Source organism: Streptomyces sp. NPDC008150 (assembly GCF_042956945.1).
Lineage (GTDB): Bacteria > Actinomycetota > Actinomycetes > Streptomycetales > Streptomycetaceae > Streptomyces.
This window is the reverse complement of sequence record NZ_JBIBHJ010000014.1, coordinates 178,700-196,461: the sequence shown is the minus strand read 5'-3', so window position 1 is coordinate 196,461 and position 17,762 is coordinate 178,700. Positions and strand designations below refer to the sequence as shown.

Here is a 17,762-nt window from a genome sequence, read left to right as displayed (position 1 = left end):
CCATAACCAGTCACACAAGGGGGGAATCTCGGCACTATGGGGTAGTGAAGGGAGCAAATCCGTTCCCAGAACGGTCAGTTGTGGTGCTGAATGGGAAGTGCGGGGATACGCGACGGCGCACGCCCGGCACCGCGGGAGGGGTTGTGCGCACACCGGCGGCGAGAGGGGTTTGTCCGTGCCAGCTTTCCCACACAGCACCACGACGGCATCGTCAGTGATCGCAGTTCCACCGTCGCTCTCCCTACCGAGGATCGAGGAGGAGTTTCCCCGGCGGCTGCACCCCTATTGGCCCCGGCTCCAGGAGAACACCCGGGCCTGGCTGCTGGAAAAGCGGCTCATGCCGGCGGAGAAGGTGCGCGAGCACGCCGACGCGCTCTGCTACACGGACCTCATGGCGGGCTACTACATCGGCGCCCCCGACGAGGTGCTCCAGGCGATAGCGGACTACAGCGCGTGGTTCTTCGTCTGGGACGACCGCCACGACCGCGACATCGTGCACGGCCGGCCGCTCGCCTGGCGCCGGCTGCGCGACCTGCTCCACGAGGCACTCGACTCCCCCCGGGAACACCTGTACCACCCGGATCCGCTGGTGGCGGGGTTCGCGGACAGTGTGCTGCGGCTCTACTCGTTCCTCCCGGACACCTGGAACGCGCGCTTCGCGCGGCACTTCCACGAGGTGATCGGTGCGTACGACCGGGAGTTCCACAACAGGAGCGCCGCCGTTGTCCCGACGGTGTCCGAATACCTCGAACTGCGCCGCCTCACCTTCGCCCACTGGATATGGACGGACCTCCTCGAACCGAGTGCGGGACGTGAACTCCCGGACGCGGTGCGGAAACACCCGGCATTCCGCAGGGCGGCCCTGCTGAGTCAGGAATTCGCCGCCTGGTACAACGACCTCTGCTCGCTTCCGAAGGAAATAGCGGGCGACGAGGTGCACAATCTCGGAATCAGTCTCATTCAACACGAGCGCCTGACGCTCGAAGAGGCCGTGGGAGAACTCGGACGACGCGTCGAGGACTGCGTCAGCGAATTCATCGAAGCCGAACGTGAGGCGCTCCGCCTCGCCGACGACCTCACCGACGGAACACCGGACGGAAATGAACTCGGTGCCGCCGTGAGGGCCTGTGTGGGCAATATGCGGAACTGGTTCAGTTCCGTCTACTGGTTCCACCACGAGTCCGGCCGCTACATGGTCGACGACTGGGACGACCGGTCCACACCCCCGTACGTCAACAACGAACCGGTAGGTGAGAAATGACCGTCGACTCGGTGGAACCCGGCACCGCGGTGGCACCCGGGCCGGCCGAGCCGCCCGTCGCGGGCGGTGGTGTGCCCGGTCTCGGCCACGGCTGGAAACTCGTGCGCGACCCGCTGGGCTTCCTGGCCCGGCTGCGCGACCACGGCGACATCGTGCGGCTCAAACTCGGCCCCAAGACGGTGTACGCCGTCACCGCGCCCGACCTCGCCGGGGCCCTCGCGCTCAACCCCGCCTTCGAGATCGGCGGCCCGCTGTGGGAGTCCCTGGAGGGGCTGCTCGGCGAGCACGGCGTGGCCACCGCCAACGGCCCCGTCCACCGGCGCCAGCGCCGCACCATCCAGCCCGCGTTCAGGCTCGACGCCATCCCCGCCTACGCCCCCGTCATGGAGGAGGAGGCGCACGCGCTGATCGGGCGCTGGGCGTCCGGGGCGGTCATCGACGCGACGTCCGAGGCATTCCGCCTCGCGGTCCGCGTCTCGGCACGCTGCCTGCTGCGCGGCCGGTTCATGGACGAGGGCGCCGAACGCCTCAGCACCGCGCTCGCGACCGTCTTCCGCGGCATGTACCGCCGCATGGTGGTGCCCGCGGGACCGCTGTACCGGCTGCCCACCCCGGGCAATCGGGAATTCAACCGGGCACTGGCCGATTTGCATCTCCTGGTGGACGAGATCGTGGCCGAACGTCGTGCATCCGGAGAGCGCCCCGAGGATTTGCTGACGACATTGCTGGAGGCGAAGGACGAGAATGGCGCCCCCATCACCGAGCAGGAGATCCACGACCAGGTCGTCGCGATACTGACCCCGGGCAGCGAGACGATCGCGTCCACCGTCATGTGGCTGCTCCAGGTTCTCGCGGAACACCCGGAACACTGCGACAGGATCCGGGCGGAGACCGAGTCCGTCACCGGCGGCGCTCCGGTCGGATTCAAGGACGTGCGTCGGCTCACCCACACGAACAATGTCGTCCTGGAGGCAATGCGTTTGCGTCCCGCCGTCTGGATATTGACCCGGCGTGCGGTGGCCGACGCCGAACTCGGTGGCTATCGCATTCCGGCCGGGGCCGACATCGTCTACAGCCCGTACGCCATCCAGCGGGACGCGCGTTCCTACGCGCACAACCTGGAGTTCGACCCCGACCGGTGGCTTCCGGAACGGGCGAAGGACGTACCGAAATTCGCCATGAGCCCGTTCAGCGTGGGCAATCGGAAGTGCCCGAGCGACCACTTCTCGATGGCACTGCTGTCCCTCGTGACGGCGGCCGTGGCGAGCGCGTACCGCTTCGAGCAGGTGCCCGGTTCCGACGACAGGCCGCACGTCGGCATCACGCTGCGTCCGCACCGGCTGCTGGTCCGGCCCGTCCCTCGGTGACGGACGCCCCGTACCGGCGCACGGTCAGGCGGCCACCGGGCCCCTGAACGTGCGCCGGTAGGCGTTCGGCGTGGTGCCCAGGGTGCGCACGAAGTGGTGGCGCAGGGCCGCCGCCGTGCCGAACCCGGAGCGCCCGGCGACCGCGTCGACGGTTTCGTCGGTCGCCTCCAGCAAGTGCTGGGCCAGCAGCACCCGTTGGCGCAGGATCCAGCGGTAGGGCGTGGTGCCCGTCTCCTGCTGGAAGCGGCGGGCGAAGGTGCGCGGGGACATGTGGGCGCGGGCCGCGAGCTGCTCGACGGTGACGTCCCGGTCGAGGTGGCGCTCCATCCACACCAGCACCTCGCCGACCGTGTCGCACGTCGAGCGCGGCAGCGGGCGTTCGATGAACTGCGCCTGGCCGCCGTCCCGGTGGGGCGGCACGATCATGCGCCGGGCGATCTTGTTGGCCACCTCCGGCCCCTGTTCCTTGCGCACCAGGTGCAGACAGGCGTCGATGCCCGCCGCGGTGCCCGCCGAGGTGATCACCGGGTCCTCGTCGACGTACAGGACGTCGGGTTCGACGACCGCCCGCGGGTGCAGGAGGCTCAGTTCGCGCGCGTGCCGCCAGTGCACCGCGCAGCGCCGGCCGTCGAGCAGTCCGGCCGCGCCGAGCACGAACACCCCGGAGCAGACGCTCAGTACGCGCGTACCGCGGTCCGCGGCCCGGCGCAGGCCGGTCAGCAGCTCCGGCGGATAGCTGCGGGTCGCGAACTCCGAGCCCGCCGGCACGGCTATCAGGTCGGCGTCCTCCAGCAGTTCGAGCCCGTGCGGGGTGGAGATGGTGAACCCGCCCTGGGCACGCAGGGTCGGGCCCTCGGCGGACACCACCGTGAAGTCGTAGGCGGGCAGGCCCTCGTCGGTGCGGTCGATGCCGAACACCTCGCAGACCACGCCGAGTTCGAAGGCGTGCACGCCGTCCAGGAGGACCGTCACCACTTTTTTCAGCATGCCAGCAGTGTGCACCCGCACTGGCAGGAAATCGAGGGTGTGCGGCAGTACTGCCACTGCCGGTAAGGCGCGTCGGGCAGGACAGTGGTGTCCATGAACACGACACACACGCAAGCAGTCGTCGAAGGACTCCTCGGCACGGCCGCGGTTCTCGGGATCCTGGCCCTCGTGATCCTCCCGTCCCTGATCGGCATCGCGCACGAGCGGCGCGTGGACCGTCAGATCCGGGAGGCGCGGGCGGCCCGGCAGGCGGACGCCGGCCAGGACCCCGACAGCACCGGACGGGAACGGACTCAGAAGTCCTCGTCCAGGTCCACGGTCCCCTCGACCGCGACCTGGTACGCCGAGGGGCGGCGCTCGAAGAAGTTGGTCAGCTCCTGAACCCCCTGGAGCTCCATGAAGGAGAAGGGGTTCTCCGCCCCGTAGACCGGCTCGAAGCCCAGGCGCGCCAGCCGCTGGTCGGCGACGCACTCCAGGTACTGCCGCATCGAACCGGTGTTCATGCCGGGGAGGCCGTCCCCGCACAGGTCGCGCGCGAACTGCAGCTCGGCCTCGACGGCCTCCTCCAGCATGGCGGTGACCTGCCGGCGCAGTTCGTCGTCGAACAGCTCCGGCTCCTCCTTGCGGACCGTGTCCACCACGTCGAACGCGAACGACATGTGCATCGTCTCGTCGCGGAAGACCCAGTTGGTGCCGGTCGCCAGCCCGTGCAGCAGGCCGCGGCTGCGGAACCAGTAGACGTAGGCGAACGCTCCGTAGAAGAACAGGCCCTCGATGCAGGCCGCGAAGCAGATCAGGTTCAGCAGGAAGCGGCGCCGGTCGGCGGCCGACTCCAGCCGGTCCATCTCCTCCACCGAGTCCATCCAGCGGAAGCAGAACTCCGCCTTCTCCCGGATCGACGGGATGCTCTCCACGGCGTCGAACGCCGCCGCCCGGTCCTCGGGATCGGGCAGGTAGGTGTCCAGCAGCGTCAGATAGAACTGGACGTGCACGGCCTCCTCGAAGAGCTGCCGCGACAGGTACAGCCGCGCCTCGGGGGAGTTGATGTGCTTGTAGAGCGTCAGCACCAGGTTGTTCGCGACGATGGAGTCGCCCGTCGCGAAGAACGCGATGAGCCGTCCGATCAGGTGCTGCTCGTCGGCCGTCAGCTTCGCGAGGTCGGCGACATCGGAGTGGAGGTCCACCTCCTCCACGGTCCAGGTGTTCTTGATCGCGTCCCGGTAGCGCTCGTAGAAGTCGGGGTAGCGCATCGGCCGCAGCGTCAGCTCGAAGCCGGGGTCGAGCAGGCGGGCCTGCGAGCGGTCCCTGCGCGAGGCGGGCACGGCGGAGGCGGCCGGGACGGTCGTCGGGTCGGTGGTGGTCACTGGCAGGCCTCGCAGGTCTCGGGGTTTTCGAGGGAACAGGCGACGGCGTCCGCGGGAGCCGTCTGCTGGGCGGGAACCGCGGCACGGGCCTCGGTCCGGCCGGCCGCGCGGGCGATCCGGGTCGCCGGACGCGAGCGCAGGTAGTACGTCGTCTTCAGCCCCTGCTTCCAGGCGTACGCGTACATCGAGGAGAGCTTGCCGATCGTCGGCGTCTCCAGGAACAGGTTGAGGGACTGCGCCTGGTCCAGGTACGGCGTACGGGCCGCGGCCAGGTCGATCAGCGCGCGCTGCGGGATCTCCCACGCGGTGCGGTACAGGCCGCGCACCTCCTCGGGGATCCAACCGAAGCCCTGCACCGAGCCGTTGGCCTCGCGCAGCGCCTCGCGGGTACGGGCGTCCCAGACGCCCAGCGCCTTCAGGTCCCGCACCAGGTACGAGTTGACCTGGAGGAACTCCCCGGACAGCGTCTCGCGCTTGAACAGGTTGGAGACCTGCGGCTCGATGCACTCGTACGCACCCGCGATCGACGCGATGGTCGCGGTCGGCGCGATCGCCAGCAGCAGCGCGTTGCGCAGCCCGGTCACCGCGATCCGCTCCCGCAGGGCCGCCCAGCGCTCGGGCCACACCGGCTCGACGCCGTAGTGGTCGGGGTGCAGCACACCGCGCGCGGTACGGGTCGACTCCCAGGCGGGCAGCGGTCCGTGGCGCTCGGCGAGGTCGGCGGACGCCTCGTACGCGGCGAGCATCACGCGCTCCGCGAGCCGCGTCGACAGCGCCTTCGCGGCCGGCGAGTCGAAGGGCATCCGCAGCTGGAAGAACACGTCCTGGAGGCCCATGACACCCAGACCGACCGGCCGCCAGCGGGAGTTGGAGCGCCCGGCCTGCTCGGTCGGGTAGAAGTTCACGTCGACCACGCGGTCCAGGAAGGTCACGGCGGTACGGACCGTGCTGTCCAGCCGCTCCCAGTCGATGCCGTCGGCGTCGGCGCCGTCGCCCCCGACGAACGTGCCCAGGTTGACCGACCCGAGGTTGCAGACGGCGGTCTCGCCGTCGTCCGTGACCTCCAGGATCTCGGTGCACAGGTTCGAGGAGTGGACGACGCTGCCCGGCTCCGCGGTCTGGTTGGCGGTGCGGTTCGCGGCGTCCTTGAAGGTCATCCAGCCGTTGCCGGTCTGCGCGAGGGTGCGCATCATGCGCCCGTACAGCTCGCGTGCCGGCAGGGTGCGCCGGGCGAGCCCCGCCGCCTCGGCGGCCCGGTAGGCGGTGTCGAACGCGTCGCCCCACAGGTCGGTCAGCTCGGGCACGTCGGACGGGGAGAACAGCGACCACTCGGCGTCGGCGTCCACGCGGCGCATGAACTCGTCCGGGATCCAGTGCGCCAGGTTCAGGTTGTGCGTACGGCGGGCGTCCTCACCGGTGTTGTCGCGCAGTTCGAGGAACTCCTCGACGTCCAGGTGCCACGTCTCCAGGTAGACCGCGGCCGCGCCCTTGCGCCGGCCGCCCTGGTTCACGGCGGCGACCGAGGCGTCCAGCGTCTTCAGGAACGGGACGATGCCGTTGGAGTGCCCGTTGGTGCCGCGGATCAGCGAGCCGCGCGCCCGCACCCGGGAGAACGCGAGGCCGATGCCGCCCGCGTGCTTCGACAGGCGGGCGACCTGGTGGTAGCGCTCGTAGAGGGAGTCCAGCTCGTCGGCGGGGGAGTCGAGGAGGTAGCACGAGGACATCTGGGGGTGCCGCGTACCGGAGTTGAAGAGGGTGGGGGAGGAGGGCAGGTACTCCAGGCGGCTCATCAGCCGGTACAGCGAGGCGACTTCGTCGACGGCGGCGGTGCTCTCGTCGGCCGCCAGACCGCAGGCGACCCGCAGCAGGAAGTGCTGCGGCGTCTCGATCACCTTGCGGGTGAGGGGGTGCCGCAGCAGGTAGCGGCTGTGCAGCGTGCGCAGCCCGAAGTAGCCGAACCGGTCGTCGGCCGCCGGGTCCACCAGCGCGTCGAGCCGCGCGCCGTGCAGCCGTACGAACGCGGCGGTCCGTTCGGCGAGCAGTTCCTCGCGGTCGCCCACCGCGACGGACCGGGTGAAGGAGGTGACGCCCTGCGAGGCGGCCTCGGCGGCGATCGTGATGGTCAGCAGCCGGGCGGCGAGCCGCGCGTAGGCGGGGTCCTCGGAGATCAGGCCGGCGGCGGCCTCGGTGGCGAGCTCCCGCAGCTCCGCCTCGTCGGCGCGGGCGGACCGGCCGCGCAGCGCGGCGGCGGCGACCCGGCCGGGGTCGGCGTCGGGGAGGTCGGCGGTCAGGTCGGCCAGGGTGCGCAGCAGAGCGGCACCGGGTCCGTCCTCGTCCACCTGGGTCGCGGTCGCCGGACCGGCTGGCGCGATGGTCACGTGGGATCTCCCTCGCTCGGCACGGGGCCCGGCGGGGAGAAGGCAGTTCACGAGCGCGCGGCGGCGTCGCGTCCACCGGCCCATTCCGCGAGGCCCGGACGTCAGGCGCCCTGGCCGGACGGCCGGGGCGCGCTGCCGGCAGGTAGTCGGACTGACCTCGGGGAGCGCGGGCCCGTGAAACAGCGTGCGGGCATACGTGTACGAGGTACACCGTTGCGGGACAGTTCCGGATTCACACCGGATTCCCCTGCGACGACAGCGAGCACGAGCATACATCTTGTGCCGGGGCAGGCCGCCACCACCAGATGTTGTGTCGTCCGCCCTCGATCCAGGGCGGCGCCGGAAGCCTGTGCGCCCGGTACCGCCGGGCGTCAGAGGTCCAGTTCGTACGCCAGCAGCACCAGGTCCGGCAGGTCGGGCCGCGGGCGCCAGTCGCGGTGCGGGGCGCGCCGGAAGCCGAGCCGCTCGTAGATCCGGTGGGCGGTCCGCATCCCGTCCTGGGTCGACAGCACGACGCGCCGGCTGCCCCCGGCGCGCGCCCGCTCCAGGCAGGCGCGCACGAGCGCCTCGCCCACGCCGCGGCGGCGGGCGTCCCGCGCCACGGCGAGCATGCGGATCTCCGCCTCGCCGGGACCGGCCAGGTCGGCGAGCGGGCCGGGGCCGCCGACGTAGGTGACGCCCCCGAGCAGGACCGCCCCCCGCGGCTCGGCGGCGACGAGCACCTCGGCCCGCGCCGCGCGTCCGGCCACGTCCCTGAGGACGCGCAGATACGGGTCGTCCTCGGCGAAGTCGAGCAGCCCGTCCCCGAGGTAGGCCTGCGCGGTGATCTCGCCGAGGACCGTGTGCTCGCCGGGTACGACCGGCCGGATGACGATGTCCATGGTCGACGAGTGTGCCTCCCGGTACGGCGACGGGCCACCGGGTATCGACCGGTGGCCCGTCGCCGTACGAACTCGCCTGTCTAGTGCGCCGGTTCGGCGGTGGCGGGCGGGAGTTCCGGCTCGACGCCCGGGTCGCCCACGTCGGCCGTGTAGTCGTCGGCGCGGGTCTCGTCGACGCCGGCCGGTGCCTTGAACGCGTTGAACACGAAGGTGAGCACCACGGTCACGACCACGTTCGCCACGAACGCGGTCAGCCCGATGTAGCCGATCTCGCCGATCCCCGGGATCTCCTTCGACGACCCGCCGAAGTGGTCCTGGGTCGGCGAGGCCACCCCGTACGCGGCGAGCGTGCCGTAGACCATGCCGACCGCCCAGCCCGCCAGCAGCGCCCAGCGGTGGAACCATCGGGTGAACAGGCCGCCGACCAGTGCCGGGAAGGTCTGGAGGATCCAGATGCCGCCGAGCAGCTGGAAGTTGATGGCGACCGTCTTGTCCATGGTGAGGACGAAGATCAGGGCGCCGACCTTCACGACCAGCGAGGCGAGCTTGGAGACGCGGGTCTCCTGCTGCGGCGTCGCGTCGGGCTTGATGAAGTCCTTGTAGATGTTGCGGGTGAACAGGTTGGCCGCCGCGATCGACATGATGGCCGCCGGGACCAGCGCGCCGATGGCGATCGCCGCGAAGGCGACACCGGCGAACCAGTCGGGGAACATGTTCTCGAAGAGCTGCGGGATCGCCAACTGGCCGTTGGCCACGGTGATTCCGTCCGCGATCGCCATGAAACCGAGCAGCGCGAGCAGGCCCAGCATCAGCGAGTACAGCGGCAGGATCGTGGTGTTGCGCCGGATCACCTCGCGGCTGCGCGAGGACAGCGTCGCCGTGATCGAGTGCGGATACATGAACAGCGCGAGCGCCGAGCCCAGCGCGAGCGTCGCGTACGTCCACTGCCCTCCCGCCGCCGGCACCACCCCGCCGGCACCGACCTTCGCGAACTTGTCGCCGGCCTTGGCGAAGATGTCGTCGAACCCGCCGAGCTTGATGGGGATGTAGATGATGGCGACGGCGATGACGATGTAGATCAACGCGTCCTTCACGAACGCGATGAGCGCGGGCGCGCGCAGACCGGACGAGTAGGTGTACGCGGCGAGCACGCCGAAGGCGATCAGCAGCGGCAGGTCCTTCAGGAACCAGTTCGTGCCGTCGCCCCCGCCGACGCCCATGACGTCCAGCACGGCCTGGATGCCCACGAGTTGGAGCGCGATGTAGGGCATCGTGGCGAGGATGCCGGTGAGCGCCACGGCGAGCGAGAGGCCCTTCGAGCCGAAGCGTCCGCGCACGAAGTCCGACGTGGTCACGTAACCGTGCCGGTGCGAGACGGACCACAGGCGGGGCAGGAACGTGAAGACCAGCGGGTAGACCAGGATCGTGTAGGGCACCGCGAAGAAGCCCGCCGCGCCGGCCGCGTAGACGGCCGCCGGAACGGCCACGAAGGTGTAGGCGGTGTAGAGGTCGCCGCCGAGCAGGAACCAGGTGACCCAGGTGCCGAACGACCGTCCGCCCAGGCCCCATTCGTCGAGGCTGTGCTCGTTCTCGGCCTTGCGCCAGCGTGCGGCGAGGAAGCCCATCACGGTGACGAGCACGAAGAAGAAGATGCAGACGCCGAGCGCGACGCCGTTGACGCCGTCCTTCATCGCGACGCACCCCCGTCCCGGTTCGCCCGGGAGCGCTGGTCGAGCGTCCACAGCCGGTAGGCGGTCACCGTCAGCACCGTGGAGATCAGCACCCACATCATCTGGTACCAGTAGAAGAACGGGATGCCGATGAACGTCGGGTCGGTCTTCGCGTACGAGCCGACCCACAGCATCGCCACGAACGGTGCGGCGAGGCACAGGGCGATGGCGACCCGCAGGGGCGTCACCACCGGCCGGCTCGGTTGTGGGGCATCTGACATGGGCGGCTCCATCCCCTCGCTGTTCAGCTTCGCTGCTGTTCACCCGGGTAACGCGCAGGCAATCTAGGTCACCCGGTCGCGGGAAAGGAACCCCTCGTCCGGATGACGGATCGCGGAAGCGAACGAAAGCGGCCCGTAAGGGAATTCGGCGGGCGAGGACGTTGCGGGGGCCTGCGGCGGCTTGTCCGCAGCCCGGCGGGTTCGCCCGGAAAAACGCGAACCCGGCCCGGTCCGGGCCGAGTTGGCCGGAGCCGGGCCGGGCCCGGGGCGAAGAGGGGGGCGGCCGCCGCGTCAACACCCGCCGTACTGAGGCGATGTGCCGGAGAGCGGGGGTGCGGGCGCGGGTGCCGCGGGGTCAGTCGAGCGGACGCTTCAGACGGGCGACGAACTTGTACCGGTCGCCGCGGTACACCGAGCGCACCCACTCCACCGGCTTGCCGTCCTTGTCCTGCGAGTGGCGGGACAGCATCAGCATCGGCAGGCCGACGTCGGTGCCGAGCAGCCCGGCCTCGCGCGGGGTGGCCAGCGACGTCTCGATGGTCTCCTCGGCCTGGGCCAGGTGCACGTCGTACACCTCGGCGAGCGCCGTGTAGAGGGAGGTGTACTTGACCAGCGAGCGCCGCAGCGCGGGGAAGCGCTTCGCGGACAGGTGGGTGGTCTCTATGGCCATCGGCTCCGCGTTGGCCATGCGCAGGCGCTCGATGCGCAGGATCCGGCCACCGGTGGTGATGTCGAGGAGGTCGGCGAGCCGGTCGTCGGCCGTGATGTAGCCGATGTCCAGGAGCTGCGAGGTGGGTTCGAGACCCTGCGCCCTCATGTCCTCGGTGTAGGAGGTGAGTTGGAGCGCCTGGGACACCTTCGGCTTGGCGACGAACGTGCCCTTGCCCTGGATGCGTTCGAGCCGGCCCTCGACGACGAGTTCCTGGAGGGCCTGGCGGACGGTGGTGCGCGAGGTGTCGAACTCGGCGGCCAGCGTGCGTTCGGGCGGCACCGGCGTGCCCGGCGGCAGCGTCTGCGTCATGTCCAGCAGATGCTTTTTCAGGTGGTAGTACTTGGGCACGCGCGCGGTACGGACGGTCGCCCCACCCTCGTTCTCCGCACTGCTGACGTCGGTGCTCATGTTCTGCCTTCCCGGCTCCGGTGCCGAAGCGGCCGACTCGTCGTCTGCCACGGCTCACATCGTGGCACGGCTTCGCACGCGGGTGCCCTCTCCCGCACGCTCCGTGATCCCCTCTGTATACCGCCGGGGCCCCGGATGGTCTAGTCCAGCCCCGAGGTCGGCGGCCGGTGGTACGGGCGAACAGCCGTGCCCCGAGAGCCGTTTCCACCCCGCGCGGAATGAAAGGTCCCTTCATATCGCGGTCCAATAACGGACGGTTGGAGGGGCCCTGAACACCCTTGACAGTCCTATTGGTCTAAGCCAAGCTCCCGGTACTGGTCTACACCATTGGTCCAGGTCCCGGTCCCACAGGCAGACCCAGGTCACCGGCGGGGACAAGGGGGGTTTGTGGCATCCCTGAGGAGGATGGCGTGAAGCGCAAGCTGATAGCCGCGATCGGTATCGCGGGCATGATGGTCTCCATCGCGGCGTGCGGGGACAGTGACAAGGACAGCGGGGGCTCCAACAAGAGCGCTGACGTCAAGGAACTGACGGTCTGGCTCACGGTGGACGCACAGAACAACTGGCCGGACCTGGTCAAGGCGGCCGACGCCGCGATCGTCAAGAAGCACCCCGGCATCAAGATCAACCACGAGTACTACGGCTGGCCGGACAAGAACGCCAAGCTGGACGCGGTCCTCGCCACGGACAAGGCCCCCGACGTCGTCGAGATGGGCAACACCGAGATGCTGAGCTACGAGGTCAAGGGCGCCTTCGCGCCCGTCGACGCCTCGAAGTTCACCAACTCCGGCACCTGGCTCGACGGCCTCAAGCAGTCGGTGACCTACCAGGGCAAGACGTACGGCGTGCCCTACTACGCCGGTGGCCGTGTCGCCAACTGGCGCAAGGACATCGCCGCGGACGCCGGCATCAAGAAGACGCCGACCACGTACGCCGAGCTCACCTCCGACCTGGACAAGATCCAGAAGAAGGAGGGCGACAAGTTCAGCGCCTGGTACCAGCCCACCCGCGACTGGTACGCCGCGATGTCCTACGTCTACGACGCCGGCGGCGCCATCGCCACCGAGTCGGGCGGCCAGTGGAAGGGCAGCCTCTCCTCGCCCGAGTCCATCAAGGGCCTCACCGAGTTCAAGAACGTCATCGACAAGTACATGCACGGTGACAAGACCAAGGACGAGTCCGACCGTTACATCGTCTACGGCCAGGGCAAGTCCGGCATGATCTTCGGTGCGGCCTGGGAGGGCGCGACCGCCGCCGACCCGAAGAACGACAAGACCGGCAAGCTCAAGGACAACCTCGAGAACTTCGTGATGCCCGGCCCGTCGGGCAAGAACATGCCCGTCTTCCTGGGCGGTTCGGACCTCGCCATCCCGGTGAAGTCCGACGCGCAGGCCGTCGCCGCCGAGTGGATCAACGCCTTCACCGGTCCGTCCGGCCAGAAGGGCCTGATGGCCAAGGGCAACCTGCCGAACAACACGACCGACCTCGCCACGCTGAAGAGCGACCCGGCGACGGCCGTTCCCGCCACCGCGGCGGAGTCGAGCTGGTTCGTCCCGATGGCGCCGGGCTGGGGCCAGGTCGAGAAGGCCCAGGTGCTGCAGACGATGCTCCAGGCCATCGGCACCGGCAAGAAGTCGGTCGCGGACGCCGCCAAGGACGCGGACGCAGCGATCGACAAGGTCATCAACACCAAGTGACCTGAGTGCGGGGCCCCGTCACACCTCCGGGGGGACACGGAGGACGGGGCCCCGCGTCTCGTACGACTTGTGCGGGGGCCCGCCCTCGTACGCCGAGGGACCGCCAAGGAGCGCGCGATGAACGCCGCAGACACGACCACCCCCGCCAAGGTGCCGCCACCGCGGCAGGCACCGCCGCCCGCCCCCGAGAAGCCGCGCAGACAGAGCACGTCGCGCAACGGCGGGGCCGCCGTGCCCTGGGCACTGCTCGCGCCCTGTCTGCTGATCCTGGCGCTCGTCATGGGCTATCCGCTCGTGCGTCTGGTCACCCTGTCCTTCCAGCAGTTCGGCCAGTCCCAGCTCTGGGGCTTCCAGCCCGCCGACTGGGTCGGGTTCGACAACTTCACCAAGGTGCTCGACGACGGCGAGTTCTGGGCCGTCGTCCTGCGCACGATCATCTTCGCGGCCGGCTCGGTGATCTTCACCATGGTCATCGGCATGCTGATCGCCCTCCTGCTCCAGCGCGTCTCCGGCTGGGTCAAGACCCTCGTCAACGTCGCGCTCGTGGCGAGCTGGGGCATGCCGATCGTCGTCGCCACCACCGTCTTCAAGTGGCTCTTCGACGCCGACTACGGCGTCCTCAACGCCATGCTGAGCAAGCTGCCCGGCGTCGACCTCATCGGCCACAACTGGTTCGCCAGCGGTCCGCAGGGCCTCGCCGTGATCATGCTGCTCGTGGTGTGGGGCGCGATCCCGTTCGTCGTCATCACGCTCAGCGCCGGTCTCACCCAGGTCCCCAAGGAGATGGAAGAGGCCGCCCGGCTGGACGGCGCGGGCGCCTGGGGCGTCTTCCGGTACGTCACCGTGCCGATCCTCAAGCCGATCATCGTGATGCTCACGACGCTGTCGGTCATCTGGGACATGGGCGTCTTCCCGCAGGTGTTCGTCATGCGCAACGGCCACCCCGAGGCCGAGTTCCAGCTCCTGACCACCTACTCCTACGACCGCGCCTTCGTGGTCAACGACTATGCGCAGGGATCGGCCATCGCCCTGCTCACCGTGGCGCTCCTGCTCGGCGTGGTCGCCGTGTACATGCGTCAGATGCTGAAGATCGGAGAGGTCGAATGAGCACCGTCGCGACGACCGGACGACGGCGCGGGTCCCGGTTCGGCTGGAACCTGCTCGGCGTCCTCGTCTTCCTCAGCGTGGGCTTCCCGGTCTACTGGATGCTCAACACGGCCATCAAGCCCGCCAAGGACGCCATCGACCCGGACCCGAGTCTCTTCCCGACCGGGTTCACTCTCGACAACTTCAAGCGCGCCCTCGACATCGCCGACTTCTGGGGCCCGGTGGGCCGCAGCCTGATCGTGTCGCTCTCGGTCGTCGTCATCGGCATCATCGTCGGCATGCTGGCGGCGCTCGCCATCTCCCGCTTCGCCTTCCGGGGCCGGAAGATCGTGATCGTCGGCATCCTCGCGGTGCAGATGATCCCGCTGGTCGCCATGATCATCCCGGTCTTCCTGCTCCTCAACGACCTGGACCAGTACGACAAGCTCTCCGGTCTGGTCATCACCTACCTCACCTTCATCCTCCCGTTCACGGTGTGGACCCTGCGCGGCTTCATCGTCAACATCCCGCGCGAGCTGGAGGAGGCCGCGATGGTCGACGGCTGCTCGCGCACCGGCGCCTTCGTCCGCGTCGTCTTCCCCCTGCTGGCCCCCGGCCTGGTCGCCACCTCGGTCTACGCCTTCATCCAGGCCTGGAACGAGTACCTCTACGCCCTGATGCTGCTCAGCCAGAAGAACCAGACCGCGACCGTCTGGCTCGGCAACTTCACCACCAAGCACGGCACCGAGTACGCCCCGATGATGGCCGGCGCCACCATGATGGCCGTGCCGATCGTCGTGCTGTTCCTCCTCGTCCAGCGGAAGATGGCCGCGGGCCTGACCGCGGGCGCCGTGAAGGGATGACCCCACCCGATGACGACATTCGCCAGCGGCACCGACACCCTCACGCGCGACGCGCTGACGGTGCTCCAGCCCGGCTTCACCGGCACCACGGCCCCCGACTGGCTGCTGCGCCGCCTCGGTGAGGGACTGGCCTCCGTGGGCCTGTTCGGCCGCAACATCGCCACCGCCGAACAACTCGCGTCCCTCACCGCCCAGTTGCGCGCCGAACGTGACGACATCCTGGTCGCGATCGACGAGGAGGGCGGCGACGTCACCCGCCTCGAAGTGCGCACCGGCTCCTCCTTCCCGGGCAACCACGCGCTCGGCGCGGTCGACGACGTCGACCTCACCCGGCAGGTCGCCCGTGAACTCGGCCGCCGCCTGGCCGCCTGCGGCGTCAACCTCAACTGGGCGCCCTCCGCGGACGTCAACTCCAACCCCTCCAACCCGGTCATCGGCGTGCGCTCCTTCGGCGCCGACACCGGCCTCGTCGCCCGGCACACCGCCGCGTACGTCACCGGACTCCAGTCCGTCGGCGTCGCCGCCTGCACCAAGCACTTCCCCGGGCACGGCGACACCGCCGTCGACTCCCACCACGCGCTGCCCCGCATCGACGCGGACCTGCCGGTCCTGGAGGAACGCGAACTCGCGCCGTTCCGCGCCGCCATCGCCGCCGGCTCCCGCGCGGTGATGAGCGCCCACATCCTGGTGCCGTCCCTCGACCCGGACCATCCGGCCACCCTCTCCGCGCGCATCCTCACCGGACTGCTGCGCGGCGAACTCGGCTACGACGGCCTGATCGTCACCGACGGCATGGAGATGCAGGCCATCGCCGGCACCTACGGCATCGAGCGCGGCAGCGTCCTCGCCATCGCCGCCGGCGCCGACGCGATCTGCGTGGGCGGCGGGCTCGCCGACGACGAGACCGTACGGCGCCTGCGCGACGCCCTGGTCACGGCCGTCCGCAGCGGCGACCTCCCCGAGGAACGCCTGGCCGACGCGGCGCAACGCGTCCGCGCCCTCGCGAAGTGGGCGGCGAACGCGGCCACCGCGGCGGCGGCCGACGGGCCCGACGCGCCGTCCGACGGCGGTGTCCGCACCGACGTCGGTCTCGTCGCCGCCCGCAGGGCGCTGACCGTCACCGGCGCGGCGGACTTCGTCCCGCTCACCGAACCGCCCTACGTCGCCGCCTTCACCCCGACCGCGAACATCGCGGTCGGCGACGAGACCCCCTGGGGCGTGGCCGCCGAGCTGCTGCGCCTCCTCCCCGGCACCACGACCGGCAGCCTCACGGGCGACGACGCCGGCCGCACCGCCCTGGCGGAGTCCGCCGGACGCCGCGTCGTCGCCGTGGTCCGCGACGAGCACCGCCACCCCTGGATGGCGAACGCCCTCGACACCCTGCTCGCCGCCCGCCCCGACACGATCGTCGTCGAGATGGGCATCCCTCAGGCAACCCCCCGCGGCGCCCTGCACATCGCCACCCACGGCGCGGCCCGCGTCTGCGGCCTCGCGGCGGCGGAGGTCATCGCGGGCGCCTGACCCCGCCCACCCCACCTCGGCCGAACCGGCGCCGGTCACCCCCTACGGGGCGACCGGCGCTTCGGGCTGCGCGCCGAGGGGGTGGCGGAGACCGGGTACGGCGGCCGCCGGGGGTGCGCCAGGCGGGGGGGCAACGCGGTTGTTTTGACAGGGGGTTGTGGGTGAGGCCTGGCGTGCGCCGTGTCCGTCGTCGGCTGCCTGTGGCTCGGCTTCCGCCAAGTGCCGACGGCCCGTCACGACCTGCGGCTCCGGCGCCTGTGCGTCGGCCCGCGGTCTGGGCGGCGATCGGCGTCCGCGACTTCGCGGGCCCCTGTCCCCGCTCGCTCCACCTTGGTGGAACCGGCGCCGGTCACCTCCTACGGGGCGGCTGTTTGAGCGTGCCGAGTGGTCGGCGCCCGGGTCGCCATCGGGGCGGAACGGAGCGCCGGGGGTGCGAGCCAGGCCGGGTTGCGGGGGTCAACGCGGTGATGTTGTAGGGGAGTTGCGGGCGAGGCCGCGTGGGTGGCCGGGCGGGCGCCGTACGCCGTGTCCGTCGTCACCCCGTTGGCTGCCCGTGGCTCGTGCGGACGGCCCGCGAGGGCCCACAGCTCTTGTACATGCGCGCCGGCCCATGGTCCCGGGGGAGCGGGGTCTGCGGCTTCGCGGTGGCGGCGGTCGTTGAGGTGCCTGGCTCGGCCCGCCTCGCCTCGCCTCGGCCGGACCGGCGCCGGTCACCCGCTACGGAGCGGCTGTCGAGCGTGAGGAGCGGTCGGCACCCGCCGGGGGAGTGCCGCGATCACCACCGGGGCGGAGTGGAGGGTCGGGGGCGTGCGGGACAGCCGCGGACTCTCGCCTGTGGGCGGGCGCTCAGCCTTCGTCTTCAGCCTGCGACCACGCTTTCAGATCCGTGTTGCTACGACTGCGCTTCTCCTGCCAGCGGGCGAATCCGCCGGCGATGTCGTCGAGCGAGTGGACCCACTCACCCTCGCCCGTGCTGCCGTGCCAGACGACACCCGGTCGACGAGGATCCCGGCACAGGTCGAAGCCATGCAGATGCTGCAGGGCCCAGAAGACCAACGGCGGGACACGGATCGCTGCCGCGTCTTCGACCCACGAGGCTGCCCATGAATGGACCGCCTCGCGGGTCACGTCGCCCGCGAGAAGCGCCTGCCACTGAGCGGCCACTTCCTCGCTGCTGGGCGCGGGCGTCGGCGCTTTGAGATCGCTCACGCGTCCACAATTGCAGCCGCATGAGCCAGGAGACAGAGCTAATCCACTCCTTGATCGGCCGGACAGCTCCTCATCCG

The 17,762-nt window shown here is 70.3% G+C and carries 15 protein-coding genes and 1 riboswitch; of the genes, 7 read left to right on the top strand and 8 right to left on the bottom strand.

The genetic code is table 11. From position 1 onward, the window contains the following. The first annotated feature begins 175 nt into the window (after nt 1-175). Together cyc1 and ACFZA0_RS29735 are read left to right on the top strand one after the other, a co-directional pair. Nucleotides 176-1,261: an epi-isozizaene synthase gene (gene cyc1 / locus ACFZA0_RS29740; protein WP_391022631.1), complete on the top strand. Its 1,086-nt coding sequence runs from the start codon at nt 176-178 to the stop codon at nt 1,259-1,261. Further along, nucleotides 1,258-2,628, top strand: coding sequence for a cytochrome P450 (locus ACFZA0_RS29735; protein ID WP_391022629.1), 1,371 nt, complete (start codon nt 1,258-1,260; stop codon nt 2,626-2,628). Before cyc1 ends, ACFZA0_RS29735 begins: the two co-directional genes overlap by 4 nt. Nucleotides 2,629-2,652: 24 nt before the next feature. On the opposite strand, the gene ACFZA0_RS29730 is transcribed toward ACFZA0_RS29735, so the two are convergent. Continuing rightward, nucleotides 2,653-3,615: a helix-turn-helix domain-containing protein gene (locus ACFZA0_RS29730; protein WP_391022627.1), complete on the bottom strand. Its 963-nt coding sequence runs from the start codon at nt 3,613-3,615 to the stop codon at nt 2,653-2,655. 93 nt (nt 3,616-3,708) lie between these two features. Here ACFZA0_RS29730 and ACFZA0_RS29725 point away from each other — a divergent pair, with 93 nt between their 5' ends. Next, nucleotides 3,709-3,996: a hypothetical protein gene (locus ACFZA0_RS29725; protein WP_391022625.1), complete on the top strand. Its 288-nt coding sequence runs from the start codon at nt 3,709-3,711 to the stop codon at nt 3,994-3,996. Here the strand turns inward: ACFZA0_RS29725 and ACFZA0_RS29720 are convergent. From ACFZA0_RS29720 to ACFZA0_RS29695, 6 genes are all read right to left on the bottom strand, one after another. Further along, nucleotides 3,909-4,865 carry a ribonucleotide-diphosphate reductase subunit beta gene (locus ACFZA0_RS29720; protein WP_391022792.1) on the bottom strand — a complete coding sequence of 319 codons (957 nt, stop codon included), beginning with the start codon at nt 4,863-4,865 and terminating at the stop codon, nt 3,909-3,911. The two genes, ACFZA0_RS29725 and ACFZA0_RS29720, sit on opposite strands and share 88 nt — an antisense overlap. Before the next feature lie 110 nt (nt 4,866-4,975). Next, nucleotides 4,976-7,357, bottom strand: coding sequence for a ribonucleoside-diphosphate reductase subunit alpha (locus ACFZA0_RS29715; RefSeq protein WP_391022623.1), 2,382 nt, complete (start codon nt 7,355-7,357; stop codon nt 4,976-4,978). Between the two features lie 119 nt (nt 7,358-7,476). Next, nucleotides 7,477-7,669: riboswitch (cobalamin riboswitch) on the bottom strand. 59 nt (nt 7,670-7,728) lie between these two features. Next, nucleotides 7,729-8,238, bottom strand: coding sequence for a GNAT family N-acetyltransferase (locus tag ACFZA0_RS29710; RefSeq protein WP_391022622.1), 510 nt, complete (start codon nt 8,236-8,238; stop codon nt 7,729-7,731). Between the two features lie 80 nt (nt 8,239-8,318). After that, entirely contained in the window at nt 8,319-9,929 is a 1,611-nt protein-coding gene (gene mctP / locus ACFZA0_RS29705; RefSeq protein ID WP_391022620.1) for a monocarboxylate uptake permease MctP, read from the bottom strand. Next, nucleotides 9,926-10,189, bottom strand: coding sequence for a DUF3311 domain-containing protein (locus tag ACFZA0_RS29700; protein ID WP_391022619.1), 264 nt, complete (start codon nt 10,187-10,189; stop codon nt 9,926-9,928). Before ACFZA0_RS29700 ends, mctP begins: the two co-directional genes overlap by 4 nt. Before the next feature lie 355 nt (nt 10,190-10,544). Beyond that, entirely contained in the window at nt 10,545-11,309 is a 765-nt protein-coding gene (locus ACFZA0_RS29695) for a UTRA domain-containing protein (RefSeq protein WP_391022790.1), read from the bottom strand. 410 nt (nt 11,310-11,719) lie between these two features. Between ACFZA0_RS29695 and ACFZA0_RS29690 the strand changes: the two genes are divergently transcribed. The 4 genes from ACFZA0_RS29690 to ACFZA0_RS29675 all read left to right on the top strand — a co-directional run bounded on the left by ACFZA0_RS29690 (nt 11,720) and on the right by ACFZA0_RS29675 (nt 16,476). Beyond that, nucleotides 11,720-13,006, top strand: coding sequence for an extracellular solute-binding protein (locus ACFZA0_RS29690; RefSeq protein WP_391022617.1), 1,287 nt, complete (start codon nt 11,720-11,722; stop codon nt 13,004-13,006). A 117-nt stretch (nt 13,007-13,123) separates the two neighbouring features. Continuing rightward, on the top strand, nt 13,124-14,113 hold the full coding sequence (locus ACFZA0_RS29685; protein ID WP_391022616.1) for an ABC transporter permease subunit: 990 nt from the start codon (nt 13,124-13,126) through the stop codon (nt 14,111-14,113). Beyond that, the gene (locus ACFZA0_RS29680; RefSeq protein WP_391022614.1) at nt 14,110-14,955 is read left to right on the top strand and encodes an ABC transporter permease subunit; all 846 of its coding nucleotides are present in this window, start codon (nt 14,110-14,112) and stop codon (nt 14,953-14,955) included. Before ACFZA0_RS29685 ends, ACFZA0_RS29680 begins: the two co-directional genes overlap by 4 nt. A 9-nt stretch (nt 14,956-14,964) precedes the next feature. After that, a complete protein-coding gene (locus ACFZA0_RS29675; protein WP_391022613.1) occupies nt 14,965-16,476 on the top strand; it encodes a glycoside hydrolase family 3 N-terminal domain-containing protein in 1,512 nt (503 codons plus the stop codon). 846 nt (nt 16,477-17,322) lie between these two features. Here ACFZA0_RS29675 and ACFZA0_RS29670 read toward each other — a convergent pair. Continuing rightward, nucleotides 17,323-17,685 carry a hypothetical protein gene (locus ACFZA0_RS29670; RefSeq protein ID WP_391022611.1) on the bottom strand — a complete coding sequence of 121 codons (363 nt, stop codon included), beginning with the start codon at nt 17,683-17,685 and terminating at the stop codon, nt 17,323-17,325. Nucleotides 17,686-17,762: the final 77 nt, after the last annotated feature.

What these genes read in the sequence shown, in the direction of transcription:
- ACFZA0_RS29735 (WP_391022629.1), top strand. Translation starts at nt 1,258, where the DNA reads ATGACCGTCGACTCGGTGGAACCCGGCACCGCGGTGGCACCCGGGCCG.
- ACFZA0_RS29710 (WP_391022622.1), bottom strand. Translation starts at nt 8,238, where the DNA reads ATGGACATCGTCATCCGGCCGGTCGTACCCGGCGAGCACACGGTCCTC.
- ACFZA0_RS29700 (WP_391022619.1), bottom strand. Translation starts at nt 10,189, where the DNA reads ATGTCAGATGCCCCACAACCGAGCCGGCCGGTGGTGACGCCCCTGCGG.
- ACFZA0_RS29675 (WP_391022613.1), top strand. Translation starts at nt 14,965, where the DNA reads ATGACGACATTCGCCAGCGGCACCGACACCCTCACGCGCGACGCGCTG.
- mctP (WP_391022620.1), bottom strand. Translation starts at nt 9,929, where the DNA reads ATGAAGGACGGCGTCAACGGCGTCGCGCTCGGCGTCTGCATCTTCTTC.
- ACFZA0_RS29725 (WP_391022625.1), top strand. Translation starts at nt 3,709, where the DNA reads ATGAACACGACACACACGCAAGCAGTCGTCGAAGGACTCCTCGGCACG.
- ACFZA0_RS29685 (WP_391022616.1), top strand. Translation starts at nt 13,124, where the DNA reads ATGAACGCCGCAGACACGACCACCCCCGCCAAGGTGCCGCCACCGCGG.
- ACFZA0_RS29695 (WP_391022790.1), bottom strand. Translation starts at nt 11,309, where the DNA reads ATGAGCACCGACGTCAGCAGTGCGGAGAACGAGGGTGGGGCGACCGTC.
- ACFZA0_RS29720 (WP_391022792.1), bottom strand. Translation starts at nt 4,865, where the DNA reads ATGCGCTACCCCGACTTCTACGAGCGCTACCGGGACGCGATCAAGAAC.
- ACFZA0_RS29730 (WP_391022627.1), bottom strand. Translation starts at nt 3,615, where the DNA reads ATGCTGAAAAAAGTGGTGACGGTCCTCCTGGACGGCGTGCACGCCTTC.
- ACFZA0_RS29680 (WP_391022614.1), top strand. Translation starts at nt 14,110, where the DNA reads ATGAGCACCGTCGCGACGACCGGACGACGGCGCGGGTCCCGGTTCGGC.